Below are 19350 nucleotides of genomic sequence, written 5' to 3' on the forward strand. Positions count from 1 at the left end.
GGCCTGGCAACAGGCCGCGGACGATCGGCAGCGGCTGGCGCGCGCGGAGCCGGCCGAAAAATTACGCGATAAGCTACAGCAGCGTGAACAGCTGCAAGGCGATCGGCATGCGCTGGTTCAGCAGGCTGAACAGCTGCACCAACAGCAACAGCAGGCCCGGGACGCGCTGATGCGCGGCGAAAGCCACTATCAGGCGGCGCTGCAGGCACGCGATCGGGCACAGGCGGAACAGCAGCAGCTGGAGACGCTGCTCACTGAGCAGATCATCCCGCTCGACCAGCAGATCCATAACCGGGCAGAGCAGCTGCGTGAGCAGCAGCGACTGGAGAGTGCGCAGCAACAGGCGCTGACGCATAGCCAGCTCGCGCTCCGTCAGCATCAGCAGACAAGTGAACGCTTACAGCAGCAGCTTATCCGGCAGCAAGCGTACCGCACGCACGAAGCGCCTGTGGCTGATTGGGGTCCGGCGCTGATGCGCTGGCAGGCGGAGCTCTCACGCCTGAGCGAGCATGAACAGACGCTGGCCCAGCTTAGTGCGCAACAGCAGCAACAGCAGGAGCAGCTGGCCCGGCATCAGCAGGCGCTGGCGCAACGTGAACAGGCGGCGCTGCCGTTACAGCAGGCTGAGGCAAGCGCCAGCCAGCAGCGTCAGCAGGCGGAGCAGGCGCTTACTTCACTTGAAGCGGAGATCGGGAGTGCAGCCCTGCGCACGGCGCTGGCGCAGCATCAGCAACAGCGCGGGCCGCGCCAGCAACTTACCCTGCTGGCGGCGCAGTGGCGTTCGCTACAGCCGCTGCGCACGCAGCGCCAGCAGAAGCTGACGCAGCTTCAGCAGCAGTACCAGCAGGCGGAGCTGGCGCTACAGACGCTACGTGAGGAGTACAAACGCGAACATCAGTCGCTGCTGGACGTGCGCCGCCTCTGCGAGCTGGAGCGCACCATCGCCCAGCTGGCCGACGAGCGGGCAAAGCTGCAGCCGGATCAGCCCTGCCCGCTCTGCGGCTCATGCCAGCACCCGGCGATTGCCCAATATCAACAGCTGCAGCTGAATGAAAATCAGCAGCGGCTGGCGGTGCTGGAGAGCCGGGTGGCGCAGCTGAAAGAGTCCGGCACGGCCAAAGGCGAACAGCAGAAGCTGGCGCAGCAGCAGCAGCAGGCGCTACAGCAGGAGATTGGCGAGCTGGATCAGCAGATTGCCGTCGCAAATACGCAGTGGCAGGCGCTGTGCGGTGAGCTGGCACTTACCTGCACGCTGGAGCAACAGGATCACTTTACGGCCTGGCAACAGCAGCAGGAGGCGCAGGAAGCGCAGCAGCAGCAGCAGTTACAGGCGCGGGAAAACGCAGCGCGTAGCCTGCAGCAGGCCAAAGATGCGCATCTGCAACAGCAGCAGCGCTGGCAGCAGCATCAGCAACAGCAGCAGCTGGATCAGCAGCGCATCCTCGGCGTGCAGCAGCAGCTGGAGGAGCTTGACCAGCGCGCTGCGCGTGAGCGCACGGCCACCGCACAACTGGCGCAGCAGCTGGAACAACAGCTTGCTGCCCACGCGTTCAGCCTGCCTGCTGCCGAACAGCGTGAGAGCTGGCTGGCCACGCTGCAGCAGCGCTGGCAGCAGTGGCAGGAGAGTGAGCGGTTACTTGCAGAACTACAGCCGCAGCTGGCAAAGGCCGACAGCGAGCAGCAGAGCCTGCAACAGACGGTGACGCGTGAACAGCAGCAGCTTGATGTACTGCAGCACACGCTGGCAACGCTGCAGCAGCAACAGCAGGTGCAGCAGCAACAGCGTCAGCAGCTATTTGGCGATCGCACCGTCACCGATGCCCGCCAGCAGCAGCAGGCCGCCATACAGCAGCATGAACAGGCGCTGGCGCAGCAGTTACAGCAGTGGCAGCAGGCGCAAAGCCAGTTACACAGCCTGAATGGCCAGTGTGAACAGATTGTGAGCCAGCAACAGCAGCAGGCCGAACGCACACAGGCGGCGGAGCAGGCTCTCCGGCAGGCGCTGCAGCAGAGCGACTTCGCCGATGAAGCCGCGCTGCGTGCGGCACTGCTGCCAGAGCAGACGATGCAACAACTGCGCCAGCAGCTACAGGCGCTGACGCAGCAACATCAGCAGTGTATGACGCTCAGCCAGCAGCTGTCCCAGCGTCTGGCTACTCACCAGCAGCAGCGTCCGGCGGCGCTCAGTGAAGCCGTGGCGGCGACGCTTGACGAGCAGTTGCAAACTCTGCGTATCGCACTGCGCGATAACGCACGCCAGCAAGGTGAAGCACAGCAGCAGCTGCACAGTGATGCACAGCAGCGCAGCAGCAGCAACGCTGCTGGCACAAATCGCCGCTGACGAGCGCGAGCTGGCCCAGCTGGGTCGCCTCAATGACCTTATTGGCTCCGCTAAAGGCGATAAATTCCGCCGCTTTGCACAGGGCTTAACGCTTGATCATCTGGTCTGGCTGGCGAACCGACAGCTGGATCGCCTGCATGGCCGCTATCTGCTGCAGCGTCGTCTCAGCGATGAGCTGGAGCTGGAGGTGGTTGATACCTGGCAGGCCGATGCCACACGCGATACGCGCACGCTTTCGGGTGGCGAGAGTTTTCTGGTGAGTCTGGCGCTGGCATTGGCGCTCTCCGATCTGGTAAGCCACAAAACGCGCATTGAATCGCTGTTCCTGGATGAGGGCTTTGGCACGCTGGATGCCGAGACGCTGGATGCCGCGCTGGATGCGCTGGATGCATTGAACGCCAGCGGCAAAACCATTGGCGTGATCAGCCATGTAGAGGCGATGAAAGAGCGTATTCCGGTACAGATTAAAGTGCGTAAGATGAATGGCCTGGGCTATAGCAAGCTGGAGTTGCCAGAGGCGTAAGTGCTGGCTATAGCGGCTGCGGGGCGCCACGACGGATAAACGTGTTTTATAAAAAGCTAAAAACACGGAGGTGGCGTACGGTGCTGCCACCTCCGTGCCCGCGGATTAACGCGCTACCGCAGCCTTATAACGCGGGCCGGTTAACAATCCGCCCTGCTCGTTGTGTGCTAACAGGCGCATGCTGGTGACATTGGCCACCGTGTGGGCTTTATCGCCGACGCTGCTGCTAATCTGCTTCACGGCCGCCGAGACCAGCATGCCGATAATACCGGCGTTACCGTTATTGCCACCCTCGGAATCATTTGCGCTGGCCGTGCCCTGCCACAGCTCTTTGCCACTGCGCAGATCAACCAGACGCGCGCTGGCCGTCACGGTGGTCACGGAATCAACCACCAGGTAGCTGCTGCCGTAATCGGTAATAGAGATATACAGGGCGCTGTCGGCATGGAAGATATCGTGCAGGCGCTGTGGGCTTACGGCCTGAATCTCATGGCCGCTGGTCAGGCCGTTCTGCTGGAACGTCTCTTCCACTACCGCGACCGGGAACACGTAATAACCCGCTTCCGCCAGCGGCTGCGTGACCAGGGAGGTCACACTGTGGGACGCATTGATATCAGGCGCACGGTTATCCGCCGGCAGCACCAGAATCGAGGCCGGCTTACTGGCGCGGAAGGCGCTGTAGTCATAGGGTTTATGTGGCGCACAACCAGTCAACAACAGCGCAGCTAACACACCACAGGCAGCAATCAGCTTTTTCATTGGGTCACTCCTTTTTTCTTCATCAGAAAGTCCATGTACGGTGCAGATTCCGGGAACAGCTGTTTCTCGAGAGCAAACTGGCTGAACGCTTTATCGGTGCTGCCGGTTTTGGCATACAGCAGCCCAAGCTGGGCATGCAGGCCTGGCGCAACCGGTTTATTCACGGCTTTCGCTTTTTCAATATCCAGATTCAGCGCATCAATCTGCTTTAACGGATCGCTATCCTGCTTGTAATAGCTGTAAACCTGCTGTTGGTAATCACCCCAGTAGTAGAGCGGCTCAGGACCTTTTGGTGCACAGCCAGCCAGCACGCCAGCGGCGATCAGCGCAGCACTCAATTGCAGTAATTTCATTATCAATATCCTTATTTAGTCGGGCGCCATGCGCCGTTGCTGATGCCATCAACCAGATGATCGACCGCTTCACGAATGGCCAGATCCATCACTTTGCCGTTCAGCGTTGAGTCGTAGCTGGCGGTACCGCCAAAACCGATCACTTCACGTGCCGACAGCTGGTATTCACCCGCGCCCTGCACGCTGTACACCACTTCAGAGGTGGTGACGTCAACCACGTTGAGATTCACTTTGGCGTAAGCGATCTGGCTCTTGCCGCGGCCCAGGATGCCCCACAGCTGTTGATCGCCCACCTCTTTACGGCCAAATTCGGTGATGTCGCCGGTGATGATGTAGTTAGCGCCTTTAATGTTCTGCTGGCTGTGTTTGAAATCCGCTTCCTGCTGCAGCTCTTTAAGGTTGCTGCGATCCAGTACGTTAAAACGGTTGGTCTGCTGCAGATGGGTGATCAGGATCGTTTTGGATTGATTCCCCAGGCGATCCACGCCATCCGAAAAGATCCCGTTCATGTACGACGATCGGTTATCAAACTGCCCGACGGCGATAGGGCTGCGAACACCCTGATAGGCCGGCTGGCTGGCCGCACGCACCTGCGGTGCTTCAATGGCGCGGGAGGATTCGGTGGCGCAGCCGCTCATCATTGCGGCGCTGAATAAGGAGAGTGCCGCGAGGGCATATTTCTTCTGCATTTCTGGTCCATGAATAAAAGAGAGGAAAACCGCCTGGGGCGGCTAATTCTGGTTATGCCGACAGTCAGAGTAATGCCATAGCATTCCCGGATGCGGTCTGTAGACTGTCGGCAGCAGAGCACCCAATCTTTAATAAAAATGCAGGTTGATGAGTGAATTTAATTAATAAAATCGCGGGATTATCAGGTGGGTTGATTATTATTGCTGCGCTTAGCGCCTGCCAGAGTACACCGCCAGCTGGCCAGGAGAGTATCGCGAATCTGTGTCAGCCGCAGCGCGCGCCAGGCAGCGCGTCGTGTCAGTGGAGTGAAACGATGCAGCAGCAGCTGAATAAGCGTTTTCAGGATGCCGGGCGCTATGCGGGGCAGCAGTGCCTGGTGCGGCTGGAGTGGCAGCGCAGCGGGCGGTATGCAGTCACGCAAACCCAGGGCGATGAAGCCCTGTGCCTGCGCGCGTGGCAGCTGATCGGTCAGGCAAAAACGCTGCCGCCCCCGCCGGACCGCACCCAGCCGGCGTGGTTTGGTTTTGCGCCGCATCAGGCAGGCACCGGTTAAGCGGCACCCGCAGAGGTACCGCGTTTAAACCTTCAGTGGCCACAGCCACGCTGCGCCGCGTACGCCGCTGGAGTCGCCGTGCAGCGCTTTCAGTACCGGGGTTTCACACTCGCGGCCAAATACCCACTGCTTCATCAGCGCCGGCACGGTCTGGTACAGACGATCGTTATTGCTCATGCCGCCGCCAAGGACGATCACATCCGGATCGAGCAGGTTCACCACCTGCGCCAGCGATTTCGCCAGGCGCATTTCGTAGCGGCTCATCGCCAGCTCGGCGACCGGGTCCTGCTGCTCAATCAGTCTGATGATCTCCGCGCCTTTTAACGCCTTACCGCTCAGACGCTGGTAATCAATGGCAAAGCCGGTGCCGGAGACAAACGTCTCAATACAGCCCTGCAAGCCACAGTAACAGGGAACTTCCGCGCGATGGCGCAGTTCATCTTCATCCATCCACGGCAGCGGGTTATGGCCCCACTCGCCGGCATTGCCGTTGCCACCAATACGCGATTCACCGTTAATCGCCACGCCGGCGCCGGAGCCGGTGCCGATAATTACCGCGAACACCAGCGGCTGGCCCGCGCCTGCACCATCCACCGCTTCGGAAACCGCCAGGCAGTTGGCGTCGTTGGCGATGCGCACGTCACGATTCAGCGCCTCCGCCAGATCCTTATCCAGCGGCTGGCCGTTGAGCCAGGTAGAGTTGGCATTTTTCACCCGCTGGGTATAAGGAGAGAGTGTGCCGGGGATACCGATACCGACCGTGCCCTGCTGACCGGTGTTCTCTTCCGCCAGCCGCACTAAATCCACGATCGCCTGCACCGTGGCGGCGTAGTCGTCACGCGGGGTGTTCACCCGGTGGCGGAACAGCTCCTCGCCCGCGTCAGACAGCGCTATTACTTCAATTTTGGTGCCGCCTAAATCAATACCGATACGCACGATCTACTCCTCATTATCCATTCAGGTGACAGATACAGTAGAAGGCTGAATCGGGAAAGGCAATGAAACCCATCCGATGTTTCGCTATCATGCGCGCTGACTGTTTGAGACTTGTGCGCCCGATCGCACCCACGGTAAGGAATCCTGATGTTGTGGTTTAAAAATATGATGGTTTATCGTCTGAATCGTGACATTCCGCTGTCCGCAGACGATCTGGAAAAACAGCTCGACGCCTTTACCTTCTCGCCGTGCGGCAGTCAGGATATGGCGAAAACCGGCTGGGTATCGCCGATGGGCAACCGCAGCGAGGCGCTGACGCATGTGATTAACGGTCAGATCGTGATTTGCGCGCGCACCGAGCAGAAAATCCTGCCTTCGCCGGTGGTTAAACAGGCGCTGGAAGCTAAAATCGAGAAGCTTGAAGCGGAACAGAGCCGTAAGCTGAAGAAGACCGAGAAAGATTCGCTGAAAGATGAGGTGCTGCACAGCCTGCTGCCGCGCGCCTTCAGCCGTTTCAGCCAGACGTTTATGTGGATCGATACCGTCAATAATCTGATCATCGTGGACTGCGCCAGTGCTAAAAAAGCGGAAGATACGCTGGCGCTGCTGCGTAAAAGCATCGGTTCCCTGCCGGTAGTGCCGCTGACGCTGGAGAATCCCATCGAGCTGACGCTGACCGAGTGGGTGCGTTCGGGCGAGATGCCGGCCGGCTTCACGCTGATGGACGAAGCCGAGCTGAAGGCGATTCTGGAGGATGGCGGCGTAATTCGCTGCAAGAAGCAGGATCTGATCTCGGATGAGATCGCCACCCATATTGAAGCGGGCAAAGTGGTGACCAAACTGGCGCTCGACTGGCAGGAGCGCATCCAGTTCGTGATAGCTGATGACGCGTCAGTGAAACGCCTGAAGTTCAGCGATACCCTGCGCGAGCAGAATGATGACATCGACCGCGACGATTTCGCTCAGCGTTTCGATGCTGATTTTATTCTGATGACCAGCGAGCTGGCGGCGCTCATCAGCAACCTGGTTGAAGCGTTAGGCGGCGAAGCGCAGCGTTAATGCATGACGAGATAAACGAAAAATCAGCACGCCTGTTGAGGCGTGCTGATTGACGTGGTTCATGTGCAGTAGATTTACGTTAAATAGTTCGGATTGCAGGAGGGCGGCAAGCATGCGCAGCAACGCATCTGCAATCCGGGGTATGGCGGGTAAATTATAAATAACGGCACAGATAAGATGTCGGCTCCGCCACCTGCAGATGGAATTCGCTGTGGCCCGGTACGTTAAACACGGAACCGGCTTCGTACCATTTCCACTCAGCTTCGCCCGGCAGCAGCACTTTCAGCGCGCCACTCACCACCGTCATCTCTTCCGGCTGTCCGGTGCCGAAGGTGTATTCACCTTCCGCCATCACGCCAACGCTGGCACGACCAATGGTTACGCTGTCGAAACCAATGGATTTCACTTTTCCGTCGAAATACTCACTTACGTTGAGCATATTACTTCCTCACAGCACATTAGGGTTACTGGCAGATTACAAGTGAACTCGCTGATCTGTCACGCAAATTAGCGCCCTGCTGCGCAAGTTGTGATCCACTTCGTTCAGACGATAAGTTCAGCCGCCAGCTTCGCCACCAGCACATTCGACAGCAGGACCGGGATGCCCAGCATTTTCTGCAGGAAATCGCGGTGCTTCTGGTGATAACCAATGCAATCCAGCACCACCACATCGGCTCCCTGCTCCTGCAGCGAGAGCCCGGCTTCAATCAGATCGCTCTGCTGCGCCAGGTAGGGGCTGGCAACGGCAAAGCACGGCGCGGTCGCGAGATTGCGCCACTTGCTGGCCTGTTCAGCAATCTGCTCCGCCACCGGTACCACGATCCCCACCTTATGCTGCTGTACGATGGCGTTCACCAGCGGCGGGATGATCCGGTCAGGCTCAAGCAGCAGCGCCGACTCGGTTTTCAGCGTGCCGAACGCGCCAGTGCAGAGCAGCAGAATGGTGCCGTAGCCCTGCTGCTCAAGCTGGCTGATGCTGCGCTGTAATCCCTGCTCCACTTTCGTTGCGGAGAGCCGCACCTGCTCGCCGCCGAGCAGACGTGATACCAGCACTTTTTCACCCGGCGCTGGCGCATATAACTGCTCCACTTCAGCCAGCGTCAGGTCATCCAGTAAGCCGGCATGCGCCACCTGCTCTGCCGGCAGATGCGCCTCCAGCAGCGGCAAAATATCGCTACGCGGCGACTGACCAATGGTTAAGGTTACCAGGGATTTTTCCATACTTATGCTTTCCGCGTACGCAGGTGGCTGAGGCTGCCATACAGCGAGAGCAGCAGCGCGTACTCTTCCGCATCGTAGAAGTGGCAGGTTTCACGTCCAAACTCTTTCGCTACCTCAACCGCAAAGCGCACCGCGGCAGCGATATCCACCTCATGGCTGGCTCCGGTGCCGCAGCCGGGTACCACGGACTCGGCACAGATGGCGACGCCCACCACCGGCACATCGGTCGCCGTGGAGGGTTGCAGGATGCTGTTAAGGTGGTACACACCGTTGCCGTACGGCGTAATGTCCTGGGTGGTGATCGGGAACGTCACTGCCGGCTGGCCGCTGGTCATCTCCATAATGCGCAGCAGATCTTCTGAAACGCGCAGGATATAGCCCTCTTTCACCGTCGGTGACAGGGCATAGCCTTTGTGGTTAATGATGCGATTGCCTTTGGTCGTGTCGATTGACAGGATCGCGTCAACGCCCTCGACCACCTCGTTATCGTTCATGGTGATGTCATCGCACGGTGAATCCATGAAATCGACCGGCTCGTGCGGGCGGGTTGGCGCATCCGGGCAGATATGCGTCGTTACGATCACGTCGCCCGCCAGCACGTCACCTTTGAGCTGCATCTGCGCCAGCTTCAGCGCGCTGCTCACGGCTGCGACCGCGCCATCCGCATCCGACACCATGCCGATACGCGTTGGCCGCGCGCCGATACCGCCGAGACGGCCGATAATCCCCAGCGTCGGCGCACTGCCGCCGCTGCGCTTACCGTGGGTGCCCGGAATATCGATGCGCACGAAATCGGTACGCCCTTTAGCGCCACTGACGCGCGTAAAGCGGGCGGTGACGTTCGGATAGGCGGCGAACAGATCCACCACCTGCTGACCATCAACATACGCGCTATCGAGCAACTCAAAAACCTGCAGTGTCTGCTGTAAACTCATCTGGATTTCCCTGGTTATTTCTTACTGCTACTGGCGAAAAGTGAATGGAAAAAGCTGTAGAGCGCATCGCCCGCGATAAATCCGGCGGCCATGACCTCCATCGGTGAACGTCCCCGCTCGCCCCATACGCGCAGAATCAGAATACGCAGCGCGATCCCCACCAGCACGGCCCAGCCGGCGGCAGCGTTGTTGATTAGGAGGCCGGTGGCCAGCAGCACGCCGAGCTGGCGCTTTGGTCCGCCAATCAGCTGAATAATCGCGCCCGGAATGGCCCACATCAGCAGGTTACCGGCGATGCCCGGCTCGGCGCCGGCCTGAATGGTTTTGGCATAGACGCGCGCCACCGGCGGCAGCAGGTTTTCAGCGAAAAACAGCGTATGCGCGTACCACACCACCGGAATAGAGATGGCAAACGCGATCATCGCGGCAATCAGCTGAATGCGACGTCCCCACAGCTCATGCTGCACATCCGCGCCGTTGCCACGCAGGATGAAACCCGCTTTGAGATCGTAGCCCATGTCAGCGAAAGCCGGCCCGGTCGCCGCCGTGAAGCCACACAGCAGGCACAGCGCCAGGGGCGGGAAGCCGAGCAGAATGCCAAGAATCAGGGTGATCAGCGCAACCGCAAAGGCCGGGAACCAGCCGGAGTGCATCGCGGCGATGCCGACAATCAGCTCGTGAACGAAGGCGGCAAACGCGGCATAGAGGATAAACAGCACCAGCATCGGCAGGCCCATTTCGCTCCACAGGCCACCTGCCAGCGCCAGCAGCGCCGAGATAACGATATAGCCCACCGTGCCCAACCCCAGCGCGCGCTTTACTTCATTGTCGCTGCGGCTGACGCTGAGCTGATCACTACGCCGGCTGCGGATCACCTGTACCACCTGAATCAGTGCTACCAGGCCTGCGCCCACCATCACGCCGTGCGGAATGTAGAGCGCGTTGATATCAATGCCGGCAACCGGTTGCGCATAGGCGCGCAGCAGGAAACCGATCCCCAGCATGGTCAGCGCCCAGATATTACCGATAAAGGCGGTCCCAAAGGCTGACATCGGGATCTTAAGCATGGAGCCCACAATGCCGCCGACAATACCGGCCACCAGCAGCCACGCCTGACGACCGCCCTTATCGCCGGCTTTAATCGCCTCTGCAGCGGCCACGCCCGGTGGCCAGGCGTTGCTGGCCGGAAAGATGCGGGTATCAAACAGGCGATACAGTAGGTAGGCATCCAGCAGCATCGCCGCGCTGACGCCGATAAACAGCGGCAGCACCAGCTGTGGCTCTCCCAGCGCCCAGGGAACCGCAATCGGCATCAGCAGGCTGTTTGCGGCGCCAAAGGTGGCGGAAGAGATGGCTGTCTGAGCCAGGTTCTGGACTTCAACCGAACGGTAGCGGCGGAACCACTGCAGCGGAATACGCGCCAGCAGCATGGCAAAGAGCGCGCCAATAATAGAAGTGTTGGGGGTTACCCCGATGGTGGTGATCAGCTGAACCCCGATAATGGCACCTGCTACCGAGAGCAGAACCAGCATGAAACCCACGCCGAAACTTTTAAGTGGATTAACCTGACGCATATTTTCCCCGTATTTTCACCCTGCGAAAACGTATTATTTCGCCGTGCCCGACACGCGGGACATCAACGTTTTTATTAATCGTTCCCTGATTATTGAAATAAGCAGGTCCGAAGACCTGCTATTTCCCCGGTGTGGCGCGAAGTATTACGCCTTAAAAGCAAAATGAGGGTCGCCCTGTTTTTTCAGGGACTATGCGCCGTATTTTTCAGCCATCAGTGCAGCTGTTGTGCGCAATTCACTGAGCAGCGCTTCCGGATAACCCGGAGCGGCTTCCTGTGAAAGAAATGAGAGACACAACGCGGCGCTTTCGCCACGATGTTTATTCGTTACGGCCACCGCCAGCGAACTGATACCTGGCAGGGTTTCATTACGCGCCAGTGCCCAGCCCTGCTGACGGATCAGCGCCAGCTCATGACACAGCGCATCCAGGTTAAGCGGAGAGTTGAGCGAAGCAGCCTGCCAGTTATCGGCAAAACGCTCGCGCACCTGCTCATCGCTTAGCTGGGCCAGCAGCACGCGGCCGGTTGACGTACCGGTAACGGAAACCCGCGTACCGGGCGGCGTCACCAGCTGGGTGAAGAACCGGCCATGATACATGCGCATCACCAGCACATCGTCGCCATCCAGTACTGAGATATAGCCCATACACCCGCTGCTGGCCGCCAGTCGCGCCATGGCGGCAGACGCGCTATCTACCAGCGGCGTCGAGAGAAAATGCCCGGCCACGGAGAGCAGAACCCGGCCAACCCGGAAGCAGCGACTTTCGGGATCGCGCTCCAGTAAACCTTCACTTTCCATGGTCGCCAGCAGACGTGAAACGGTGCTTTTCGGCAGACCAATGGCCTCGACCACTTCGGTAAACGTCAGGCCCGGATGGCCCTGCGTGACGCCAAAGCGCTGAAACAGCCTGAGAACGGCAGCCGCATTTTCGAGGGTGGTCATGGCGTTAGTTTCACTATATGGAACCGAGTTCCTGTATCAATACCCCGAAAGTAAAGCGCAACGTTTCAGGGGTCAAGCGCAAATTTTGAGCCGGACAAATCCCACTGAAATTAAGACAGCATAAAATAAGGAGGAAAGGGAAAAACAGATGACGTTATCAGGCAGGATTGGAATGAAAAAGGAAGCTGTGTACCTTTCACCGCATATTATGGTGGATCAACATGCGGAGAAAAAATTTATTTAGCGACGGGGCGTAATGAATAACGTGCAGGCATCCCTGCCCACAGCCACTATTCTTTTTCCACATCCTCATAGCGGTCTTTGGCATCCTGCGCTTCCGCTTCCGTTTTATGTTCGCTTATTAACGTGTCAGGACGTGGATGGTCGGCACGTAATTCATACCAGGTAACGGTATTTCCGCTCTGGCCTTTCTCTACCGCGACAATGCGCGCTTCTCGTGGATAGGGTGGTCTGGTTGGCATATATTTCCCTCTTATGTCAGATGTCCACACGACAGTGGCGATCCCCTGTCTGTTATTCAGTATAGACAAATGCGGATCGCTGCAAACAAAGAGGGAAAATTCTGAGGAGAATCAGCTGGCGCGGGCGAGAGAGAGCGACTGCAAAATTTGTTCGACAACCCGCTCCGGGGGCTGCATCGCATTGACTTCATGATGTGCAGCCTGACGATAGAGGTGCGCACGCTCGCGCAGGATATCGTGCATCTCTTCAGCGATCGGCCGCCCCGTAAGGGTGGGACGCTGTGCCGCCTCCGGCTGGCGCTCAAGCCTACCGGCCAGCACGTCAGATGGCGCATTCAGCCAGATAACCTGCCCGTGCTCGCGCATGAAGCGACGATTGACTTCTGCCAGCACCATTCCGCCGCCGGTGGCGATCACCGTGTCCGGCGCAGTGACGGCGCGTAAAGATTCGGTTTCACGGGCGCGAAAGCTGTCCCAGCCCTCAGCCGCCACGATATCAGCCACGCTGCGCTGCGTGGCGAGCTGCAGATGGTGATCGGTATCCTGAAAGGCGTAACCCAGCGCCTGTGAAAGCGCCTGGCCGATAGTGGTTTTACCGCAACCGCGTGCGCCGATCAGATAGATGGGTAATGACATCCGGGCTCATCCTCCGCCGTATTCTGCCGCACGGGCAAGGTCATCAGGTCAATAATGCGTCGCATAATACCTGGATTTTATTTTATCAGCCAGCCGGGAAGCACGAATTACGCGTCTTTCAGTACGGTAAAAAGTTAATCATTTGAATTTAATCAGGAATTACATGCGCATTTCGTGCATGGTGTAAAGTGTAAGCGCGGGCAACATTTCCTTACCAGGCCGGAGATTTACTTTCCGCCGCGCCGCCCGCATATAGTGAAGTATCTCGCAAAACGGAGGTTCATCATGCAGAGCCAGGAACAACAATTGATTGAGAGCCTGTTCAGCCGACTGAAACAGGCAGAGACCCAGAGCGGCCCGCGCGATGCCGGCGCCGAGCAGCTGATTAAGCAGTTTTTACAAAGCCAGCCGGGCGCGCCGTACTATATGGCGCAGGCGATCCTGATCCAGGAAGCGGCGATGAAAAAGCTGAATGCCCAGGTGTCCGATCTGGAAAGTCGCCTCGCGCAGGCGCAGCAGCAGGCACCGCAGCAGAGCAGCGGCGGTTTTCTGTCGAGCCTGTTTGGCAGCGGCTCCCGCCAGCAGCAGCCAGCCTGGAACAGTGCCCCGCAGCAGCCGCAGCAGGCCCCACCACAACCGCAATACGCCGCACCGCCTGCGCGCGGCACCGGTTTTCTCGGTGGCGCGTTGCAGACAGCCGTAGGCGTTGCCGGTGGTGTGGTGATGGCCGATATGCTAACCAGCATGTTCCATCACTCACAGCCGGAGGAGATCGTTAACATTATCAACGAACCGGCGTTGCCGCAGGTTGATAACAATCTCGATACCTTTAACGGTGGTGATGGCAACGACAGCAACAACGCCTTCCTCAACGATAACGCCAGCTGGGACGATAACCGCTTCGCGGATAACAACGACTTCAGCGACTTTGGCGGCGGCGACTACAGCGATGACGACGACAGCTTCGTTTGATTAGCGCTGACGCAGCCACTTATCCAGTTCATTAGCAAACTGCTGGCGGTCACGTGGGCTCAGCGCCGACGGGCCGCCGCTCTGAATGCCGCTGGCGCGCATCGTCTCCATAAAGTCACGCATGGTTAAGCGCTGGCGAATAGTATCCGGCGAGTAGCGCTCACCGCGCGGGTTAAGCGCAGCGGCCCCCTTCTCCAGCACCTCGGCGGCCAGCGGAATATCACCCGTTATCACCAGCTCACCCGGCTGCACGCGCTTAACAATTTCATTATCTGCCACATCAAACCCCGCAGCGACCTGCAGCGTTTTCAGCCAGGGCGAGCCCGGTACACGCAGCGGCTGGTTGGCGACAAACGTCACCGTCACACGGGTGCGCTCGGCGGCGCGGTAAAGCACTTCTTTGATGACATTCGGACAGGCATCGGCATCAACCCAAATTGACATGAGAGATCCTTGTTGACGGGAAATGTCGCCGATCTTGCCGTGCTGTGCAGGAATGGCAAATGTTATTTGTGCGCGACTTGTTATTCATGGTGTCTGACGTAAGCTAAGCCACTGAGAAAACGAACCACGTTAAGGATAGAGCGATGCTGGAGAAGAAAATCGGGTTTGTCGGCTGCGGCAACATGGCAAAAGCCATCATCAGCGGCCTGGTCAACAGCGGCAGATAGCCCCGGCCAATATATGGGTGCACGATCGTAAAGCCGAAATCAATCAGGCGATGGCGCAGCAGTACGGCGTCACTGCCGCTGAGAGCGCAGAGAGCATGGCGCGTGAAGTGGACATCCTGTTCGGCGCGGTTAAACCCAATGTGATTCTCAAAGTGCTGAAAGATCTGGCTGGCCAGCTGAAAAAGGATGCGCTGGTGGTCTCGATTGCCGCAGGCGTGACGCTGGACTCGCTGGCGTCGGTGCTCGGCCACGATCGCAAAATTATCCGCGTGATGCCGAATACACCTTCACTGGTGGGTGAAGGCATGACGTCAATTACCCCTAACGTGCTGGTTGAGCAACCGGAGATCGATGAAGTTGTCACCATCTTTGAAAGCTTCGGCAAGGCAGCCGTGTCAGTGAATACCTGATTCACGCCGTGGTCGGCGTGAGCGGTTCAGCGCCGGCCTATGTGTTTATGTTTATCGAAGCGATGGCGGATGCGGCGGTGCTGGGCGGTATGCCGCGTGCGCAGGCCTACCAGTTTGCGGCCCAGGCGGTGAAAGGCTCTGCGCAGATGGTGCTGGAGACCGGAAAGCATCCGGGCGAACTCAAGGATATGGTCTGTTCACCGGGTGGCACCACCATCGAAGCCGTTAAGGCGCTGGAGGAGAGTGGTTTCCGCGCGGCGGTTATCAACGCCATGCAGCAGTGCATGGCGAAGTCCGAAGCGCTAAGCAAGCAGTAACGTTGCGCAGAGCGCCACCTCTCCCTACAGCCGGAAGAGGTGGCGCACGTATAATATTGCCCGTTTACCCCTGATAAGCCTCGTACAGCGCCACCCCCTGCTCCAGCGTCAGCGGCTGCTGCATTTCATGCACCAGCGCGGCAGTCAGGGTGTACATCCCGGCGGAGCAGACAGCGGCAATAACACCCCGCTGACAGTAAAAGGCGATAAAGCGCTTCTCCTGTAGCGATCCCAGCAGGCGATAGCTATCCCACTCCTCTGCGTGTCCCAGATATTCGTAGCGCGTGCCGTAGTGCGCGGTCCAGAAAAACGGGACGCGATCGTATGCAATCCCTTTGCCCAGCATATTCAGCGCGGCAATGCGCCCCTGCTGATGCGCCACGCGGTAGTGCTCAATCCGCTGCACGCCCTGCGCGACCGGATAGCTGGCGATATCCCCGGCTACCCAGATGTTCTCCGTGATGCGCAACTGATCGTCTGTCAGCAGGCTGCCGTCCTCCTGCAGAGGGAGATCGTGGATGAAATCCGTCGCCGGTGCCACGCCGGTGCCACAGAGTACCAGGCTGGCAGGTACGGTTTTACCGCCCTTCAGCCGCACGGCGCTCACGCTGCCCTCGCCCTCAAGGGCCTCCGGCTCACCCTCCACAAACTTCACGCCGTTACTGCGGTGCAGATCGTAAAAATGGCGGCCAATCTCTTCGCCAAACTGTTTCGCAAACGGCAGCGGATGACGGGCAATCACCGTGACATCGACATTGCGATTGCGCAGCGCGCCCGCAACTTCCATACCGATAAAGCTGTTACCGATGACCGCCAGCTGCTGCGTTTCATCCACCTGCTTCAGCAGCGCATCGGCCTGATTGAGTGAACGCAGGACATGCACGCCGTCGAGATTGCTGCCGGGAATATCCAGCGGCTGCGGCACGCCGCCGGTAGCCAGCAGCAGCTTATCGAATTTCACCTGCTGGCCATCCTTCAGCAGCAGGGTTTGTTGCCGGGCATTGAGCTGTGCAACATCGCCCTGGCGCAACGTCACCGGTCCCAGCACATCCTGCCCGAGCAGTTTGGGCACCTCTTCAATTGCCATTTTGCCCGATGGCACAAATTTACTGAGCGTGGTGCGGTCATAAGGGGCGGCGGTTTCGCGCTCAACACGCACAATCTGCCCGCTAAAGCCCTCATCACGCAGCGTCCAGATTGCCGCGCTGCCGGCGGCACCCGAGCCCAGAATTACATACACGGGCGTTTGCCCCTGCGTAGCCGGCGCGCGGGCCGGCGACATCGCCTGTGGGTTAATCAGCACTTTACCCTGCTCAATACGCACCGGGTAACGCTTAAGGTTAGCCAGCGCCAGGGGCTCGCACATTTTGCCATCGTTCAGCTGAAACACCGCTTTGTGCCACGGGCAGATCAGCTTGTCGTCGCACACCGCGCCCTGCTCCAGCGGCGCGCCCGCATGCGGGCACTTCGCCTGCAGTGCCTGTACGCGATCGCCGTCCCGGACCAGCACCATATCGGTATCGCCGACGGTAAATTTGGTGGGTTTCCGCTGCGCCAGCGCCTTAAGTTCCACGACAGTTTGATAGCTCACATCAGGCTCCTTCTCTGTTATCGGTATCGATGCAACAAAACCCTGCAAACAGTAAGTGTGGCAAAACATGGGGATTTAGCTGAAAAACAGCGTGCAATGGCGGATAACACACTGTTTATCCGCCGCTTTCAGGAGGGATCAGAAGCTGTCAGAGGAATACGCTGGGAACGATGATAGCCGCAAAGATGGCCGCGATCAGCCCATGCTTCACCCAGTAATAGAGACGACGATTACGTTTTTTCAGGTTTTGGCCGGCATCGCGCAGCGCATAGACATATTTGAAGATACGGTTGATGTAGCCAGTCCGATCACTCTCATCGTTCGGAGATGCCGCCGCTGACATCAGCGTTGAACCCACCCAATGGTTAACTGCCTGCGCCCAGCGCCACTTCATTGGCCGTTCGATATCGCAGAACAGAATAATACGCGTCTGTTCGCTCTCGTTCTGCGCCCAGTGCACGTAGGTTTCATCAAAGATTACCGCTTCACCATCGCGCCAGCTGTGGCGCTGCCGGTCAACCTCAATAAAGCAGCGATCGTCGTTTGGCGTCTGCAGTCCCAGATGATAACGCACCGATCCCGCATAAGGATCGCGATGCTTGCCCAGATGGCTGCCGGGCGGGAGTTCGGCAAACATCGCCGCTTTAACGCCGGGAATGCGGCTGACCAGAGCGGTCGTCACCGGACATAACTCACGCGCTGACGGGTGCGCCTCGCCATACCACTTCAGGTAGAACCGTTTCCAGCCGCGTTTGAAGAACGTATTGAACCCGGCATCGTTATGCGTCTGCGCCACCTTTATGTGATCCTGCAGCCGGATTGCCTCATCACGGATAACCTGCCAGTTCTCCGTGAGCTGACGTAACTCGGGGAAATCTTCTGTCGGAAAGTAAGGTTTTTTCGCCGGCAGTGTCGACAGGCCGGTCATAAACATATTTATCGGGGCCATAAACGTGGAGTGATCAAATAGCTGTCGGGAAAATTTCTGTTTTTCCACACCACGTGAATGGGCATAGATGACGCTAATAATAAAAATACCAAGAATGATCGCAGCGACCATACAACGGGTTCCTTATGTTGCACGTTAAATAGATCTGTGCGCTACAACGCGCAGAGGAGATAAAGTGGAAGGAGGAGGATTTTAGGTATGCTGTTTGTAAAGTTTTGGCAGCGCGTGCCGTTTCCTGCGGGCTTTATAAACCAGAGCTAAACGAGTTGATGCGGGGGATAAAAAAAGCGGCACGCAGGCCGCTTGTCACGTTATGCGCTTTTTTTCAGGCAGCTACTCATAAAGGTTTTACGTTCATCACCGGTGAGATTTTTATCGCCTGCTGCACTATTACAGCTTTTCATTTTCATTTGTTGCGGTGTCATATTACCCGCTTTGCTGTCTCTCTTCAGGCATTCGCTCATAAAGCTTTTACGCGCATCCCCTTTAAGATTTTGTGTGGCAGCGTGCTGACTACACAGCGCCATCGTCTCCTGCTGCGCGGTTTTTTCCGCCGCGCCTGCGCCGCCCGCCAGCAGCAGACCTGCTGCCATCATTACTGATAACCACGATTTCATAGCCGGTATCTCCGTGAAATGATTACCTGTTAAGCATGGCACGGAATAAGCAAAGCGGAAAAGAGTCTGACAGAACAAAAAAGGCAGAATTATATTCGGGGGTGCTTCAGCAGTTTTTCCACGTAATTTCGCAGCATGAGGGTATCTGTGGTTTCCGCGCCCGGTGCCAGAGGCGGCATAGCGGTTTCAATACCGGTGACGATCTCATCGAAATGGTGAGGATCGAGTTTTCGCAGCATGGCCGTCAGCACAATCTCTAATGCCTCAACCTGGACGACTAACTCTTTAGACTCTTCTTCTTTTTCTGCCAGTTTGAGCAGGAGTTCCGCAATCAGGTTTTTCATGCGCTTAACCCGGTGAGAGAGGGAGACCTGACGTTAGCATTGAGAGGAATAAAACAACAAGCGTTTTCGCCCGCGTTTCCGGAAAAAAGCGCGCCAGGCGAAGCGTAAAAAAACGAATAAATTTCACTATTTAGCGGCGAAACGTTTCACTGGCGATCGGTGCCGCGGTTGAAACGTTTCGCAGGTCTGGTTTACGTCACCGCTGGCGCGGAATTAACGTGGTCCCTGATAGCCGTGGCCCGGACCGCCGCCACCCGGACCACCCCAGCCACCACCGCCACCGCCCGGCGGCGGGAAAAGACAACCGCTTAACGCAGTAACCAGTGCCAGGACGGCAGTCAGTTTAATAATACGCACCATAATTACCTCTGAAGAGTGAAAACGGGCTGAGTGTATGAGGCAGCAAATGGCCCGACAATACAGAATTCTCCGCAACCCGGCGCTATTCATCTCTGCTCACTACGCTTAACGTTTT

20 protein-coding genes and 2 pseudogenes are annotated in these 19350 nt (G+C 58.0%); 5 read left to right on the top strand and 17 right to left on the bottom strand.

Going from position 1 to position 19350, the window contains the following annotated elements:
* Nucleotides 1–2864: pseudogene (locus tag HA48_RS10975) on the top strand (SbcC/MukB-like Walker B domain-containing protein); the annotation flags it as partial.
* Between the two features lie 105 nt (nucleotides 2865–2969).
* Here the strand turns inward: HA48_RS10975 and HA48_RS10980 are convergent.
* Genes HA48_RS10980 through HA48_RS10990 form a run of 3 tightly spaced genes read right to left on the bottom strand, consistent with a single transcriptional unit; the run spans nucleotide 2970 to nucleotide 4665 of the window.
* Entirely contained in the window at nucleotides 2970–3623 is a 654-nt protein-coding gene (locus HA48_RS10980) for a DUF799 domain-containing protein (protein ID WP_128601344.1), read from the bottom strand.
* A complete protein-coding gene (locus tag HA48_RS10985) occupies nucleotides 3620–3976 on the bottom strand; it encodes a DUF4810 domain-containing protein (protein WP_128601345.1) in 357 nt (118 codons plus the stop codon). Before HA48_RS10985 ends, HA48_RS10980 begins: the two co-directional genes overlap by 4 nt.
* Nucleotides 3977–3987: 11 nt before the next feature.
* Nucleotides 3988–4665: a CsgG/HfaB family protein gene (locus HA48_RS10990; protein ID WP_128601346.1), complete on the bottom strand. Its 678-nt coding sequence runs from the start codon at nucleotides 4663–4665 to the stop codon at nucleotides 3988–3990.
* 152 nt (nucleotides 4666–4817) lie between these two features.
* Here HA48_RS10990 and HA48_RS10995 point away from each other — a divergent pair, with 152 nt between their 5' ends.
* Complete coding sequence (locus HA48_RS10995) at nucleotides 4818–5219, top strand: cell envelope integrity TolA C-terminal domain-containing protein (RefSeq protein ID WP_128601347.1); 402 nt, start codon at nucleotides 4818–4820, stop codon at nucleotides 5217–5219.
* Between the two features lie 24 nt (nucleotides 5220–5243).
* Here the strand turns inward: HA48_RS10995 and mak are convergent, their stop codons facing one another.
* Complete coding sequence (mak, locus tag HA48_RS11000; protein WP_128601348.1) at nucleotides 5244–6155, bottom strand: fructokinase; 912 nt, start codon at nucleotides 6153–6155, stop codon at nucleotides 5244–5246.
* A 147-nt stretch (nucleotides 6156–6302) separates the two neighbouring features.
* Between mak and rdgC the strand changes: the two genes are divergently transcribed.
* On the top strand, nucleotides 6303–7214 hold the full coding sequence (rdgC, locus tag HA48_RS11005) for a recombination-associated protein RdgC (RefSeq protein ID WP_128601349.1): 912 nt from the start codon (nucleotides 6303–6305) through the stop codon (nucleotides 7212–7214).
* 154 nt (nucleotides 7215–7368) lie between these two features.
* On the opposite strand, the gene ppnP is transcribed toward rdgC, so the two are convergent.
* From ppnP to aroL, 7 genes are all read right to left on the bottom strand, one after another.
* Nucleotides 7369–7653, bottom strand: a complete 285-nt coding sequence (gene ppnP / locus HA48_RS11010; protein WP_010616577.1) for a pyrimidine/purine nucleoside phosphorylase — start codon at nucleotides 7651–7653, stop codon at nucleotides 7369–7371.
* A 104-nt stretch (nucleotides 7654–7757) separates the two neighbouring features.
* A complete protein-coding gene (locus tag HA48_RS11015) occupies nucleotides 7758–8435 on the bottom strand; it encodes an AroM family protein (RefSeq protein WP_128601350.1) in 678 nt (225 codons plus the stop codon).
* A gap of 2 nt (nucleotides 8436–8437) precedes the next feature.
* Entirely contained in the window at nucleotides 8438–9370 is a 933-nt protein-coding gene (locus HA48_RS11020; protein ID WP_128601351.1) for a DUF1177 domain-containing protein, read from the bottom strand.
* A 14-nt stretch (nucleotides 9371–9384) separates the two neighbouring features.
* The gene (locus HA48_RS11025) at nucleotides 9385–10944 is read right to left on the bottom strand and encodes an OPT/YSL family transporter (protein WP_128601352.1); all 1560 of its coding nucleotides are present in this window, start codon (nucleotides 10942–10944) and stop codon (nucleotides 9385–9387) included.
* 189 nt (nucleotides 10945–11133) lie between these two features.
* The gene (locus tag HA48_RS11030; protein ID WP_128601353.1) at nucleotides 11134–11886 is read right to left on the bottom strand and encodes an IclR family transcriptional regulator; all 753 of its coding nucleotides are present in this window, start codon (nucleotides 11884–11886) and stop codon (nucleotides 11134–11136) included.
* 290 nt (nucleotides 11887–12176) lie between these two features.
* Nucleotides 12177–12368 (bottom strand): YaiA family protein, encoded by a 192-nt coding sequence (locus HA48_RS11035; RefSeq protein WP_128601354.1) that lies wholly within the window; start codon nucleotides 12366–12368, stop codon nucleotides 12177–12179.
* A 111-nt stretch (nucleotides 12369–12479) separates the two neighbouring features.
* Complete coding sequence (gene aroL, locus HA48_RS11040; RefSeq protein WP_128601355.1) at nucleotides 12480–13004, bottom strand: shikimate kinase AroL; 525 nt, start codon at nucleotides 13002–13004, stop codon at nucleotides 12480–12482.
* 285 nt (nucleotides 13005–13289) lie between these two features.
* On the opposite strand from aroL, the gene HA48_RS11045 reads away from it, so the two are divergent.
* Nucleotides 13290–13976 (top strand): DUF2076 domain-containing protein, encoded by a 687-nt coding sequence (locus tag HA48_RS11045; RefSeq protein WP_128601356.1) that lies wholly within the window; start codon nucleotides 13290–13292, stop codon nucleotides 13974–13976.
* Here the strand turns inward: HA48_RS11045 and HA48_RS11050 are convergent, their stop codons facing one another.
* On the bottom strand, nucleotides 13977–14420 hold the full coding sequence (locus HA48_RS11050) for a YaiI/YqxD family protein (RefSeq protein WP_128601357.1): 444 nt from the start codon (nucleotides 14418–14420) through the stop codon (nucleotides 13977–13979). It abuts the gene before it with no gap.
* A gap of 143 nt (nucleotides 14421–14563) precedes the next feature.
* On the opposite strand from HA48_RS11050, the pseudogene proC reads away from it, so the two are divergent.
* Nucleotides 14564–15374: pseudogene (gene proC / locus HA48_RS11055) on the top strand (pyrroline-5-carboxylate reductase).
* Nucleotides 15375–15438: 64 nt separating this feature from the next.
* Here the strand turns inward: proC and HA48_RS11060 are convergent.
* The 5 genes from HA48_RS11060 to HA48_RS22185 form a co-directional block, all read right to left on the bottom strand.
* On the bottom strand, nucleotides 15439–16965 hold the full coding sequence (locus tag HA48_RS11060; protein WP_128601358.1) for an FAD-dependent oxidoreductase: 1527 nt from the start codon (nucleotides 16963–16965) through the stop codon (nucleotides 15439–15441).
* Between the two features lie 148 nt (nucleotides 16966–17113).
* Nucleotides 17114–18025 carry a lipid A hydroxylase LpxO gene (lpxO, locus tag HA48_RS11065; protein WP_128601359.1) on the bottom strand — a complete coding sequence of 304 codons (912 nt, stop codon included), beginning with the start codon at nucleotides 18023–18025 and terminating at the stop codon, nucleotides 17114–17116.
* A 200-nt stretch (nucleotides 18026–18225) separates the two neighbouring features.
* Nucleotides 18226–18531, bottom strand: a complete 306-nt coding sequence (locus HA48_RS11070; RefSeq protein WP_128601360.1) for a PsiF family protein — start codon at nucleotides 18529–18531, stop codon at nucleotides 18226–18228.
* A gap of 89 nt (nucleotides 18532–18620) precedes the next feature.
* Nucleotides 18621–18875, bottom strand: coding sequence for an anti-adapter protein IraP (iraP, locus tag HA48_RS11075; RefSeq protein ID WP_128601361.1), 255 nt, complete (start codon nucleotides 18873–18875; stop codon nucleotides 18621–18623).
* A 213-nt stretch (nucleotides 18876–19088) separates the two neighbouring features.
* Entirely contained in the window at nucleotides 19089–19235 is a 147-nt protein-coding gene (locus HA48_RS22185; RefSeq protein ID WP_167377149.1) for a hypothetical protein, read from the bottom strand.
* Between the last annotated feature and the right edge of the window lie 115 nt (nucleotides 19236–19350).

It is taken from the genome of Pantoea wallisii (genome assembly GCF_002095485.1).
GTDB lineage: Bacteria > Pseudomonadota > Gammaproteobacteria > Enterobacterales > Enterobacteriaceae > Pantoea > Pantoea wallisii.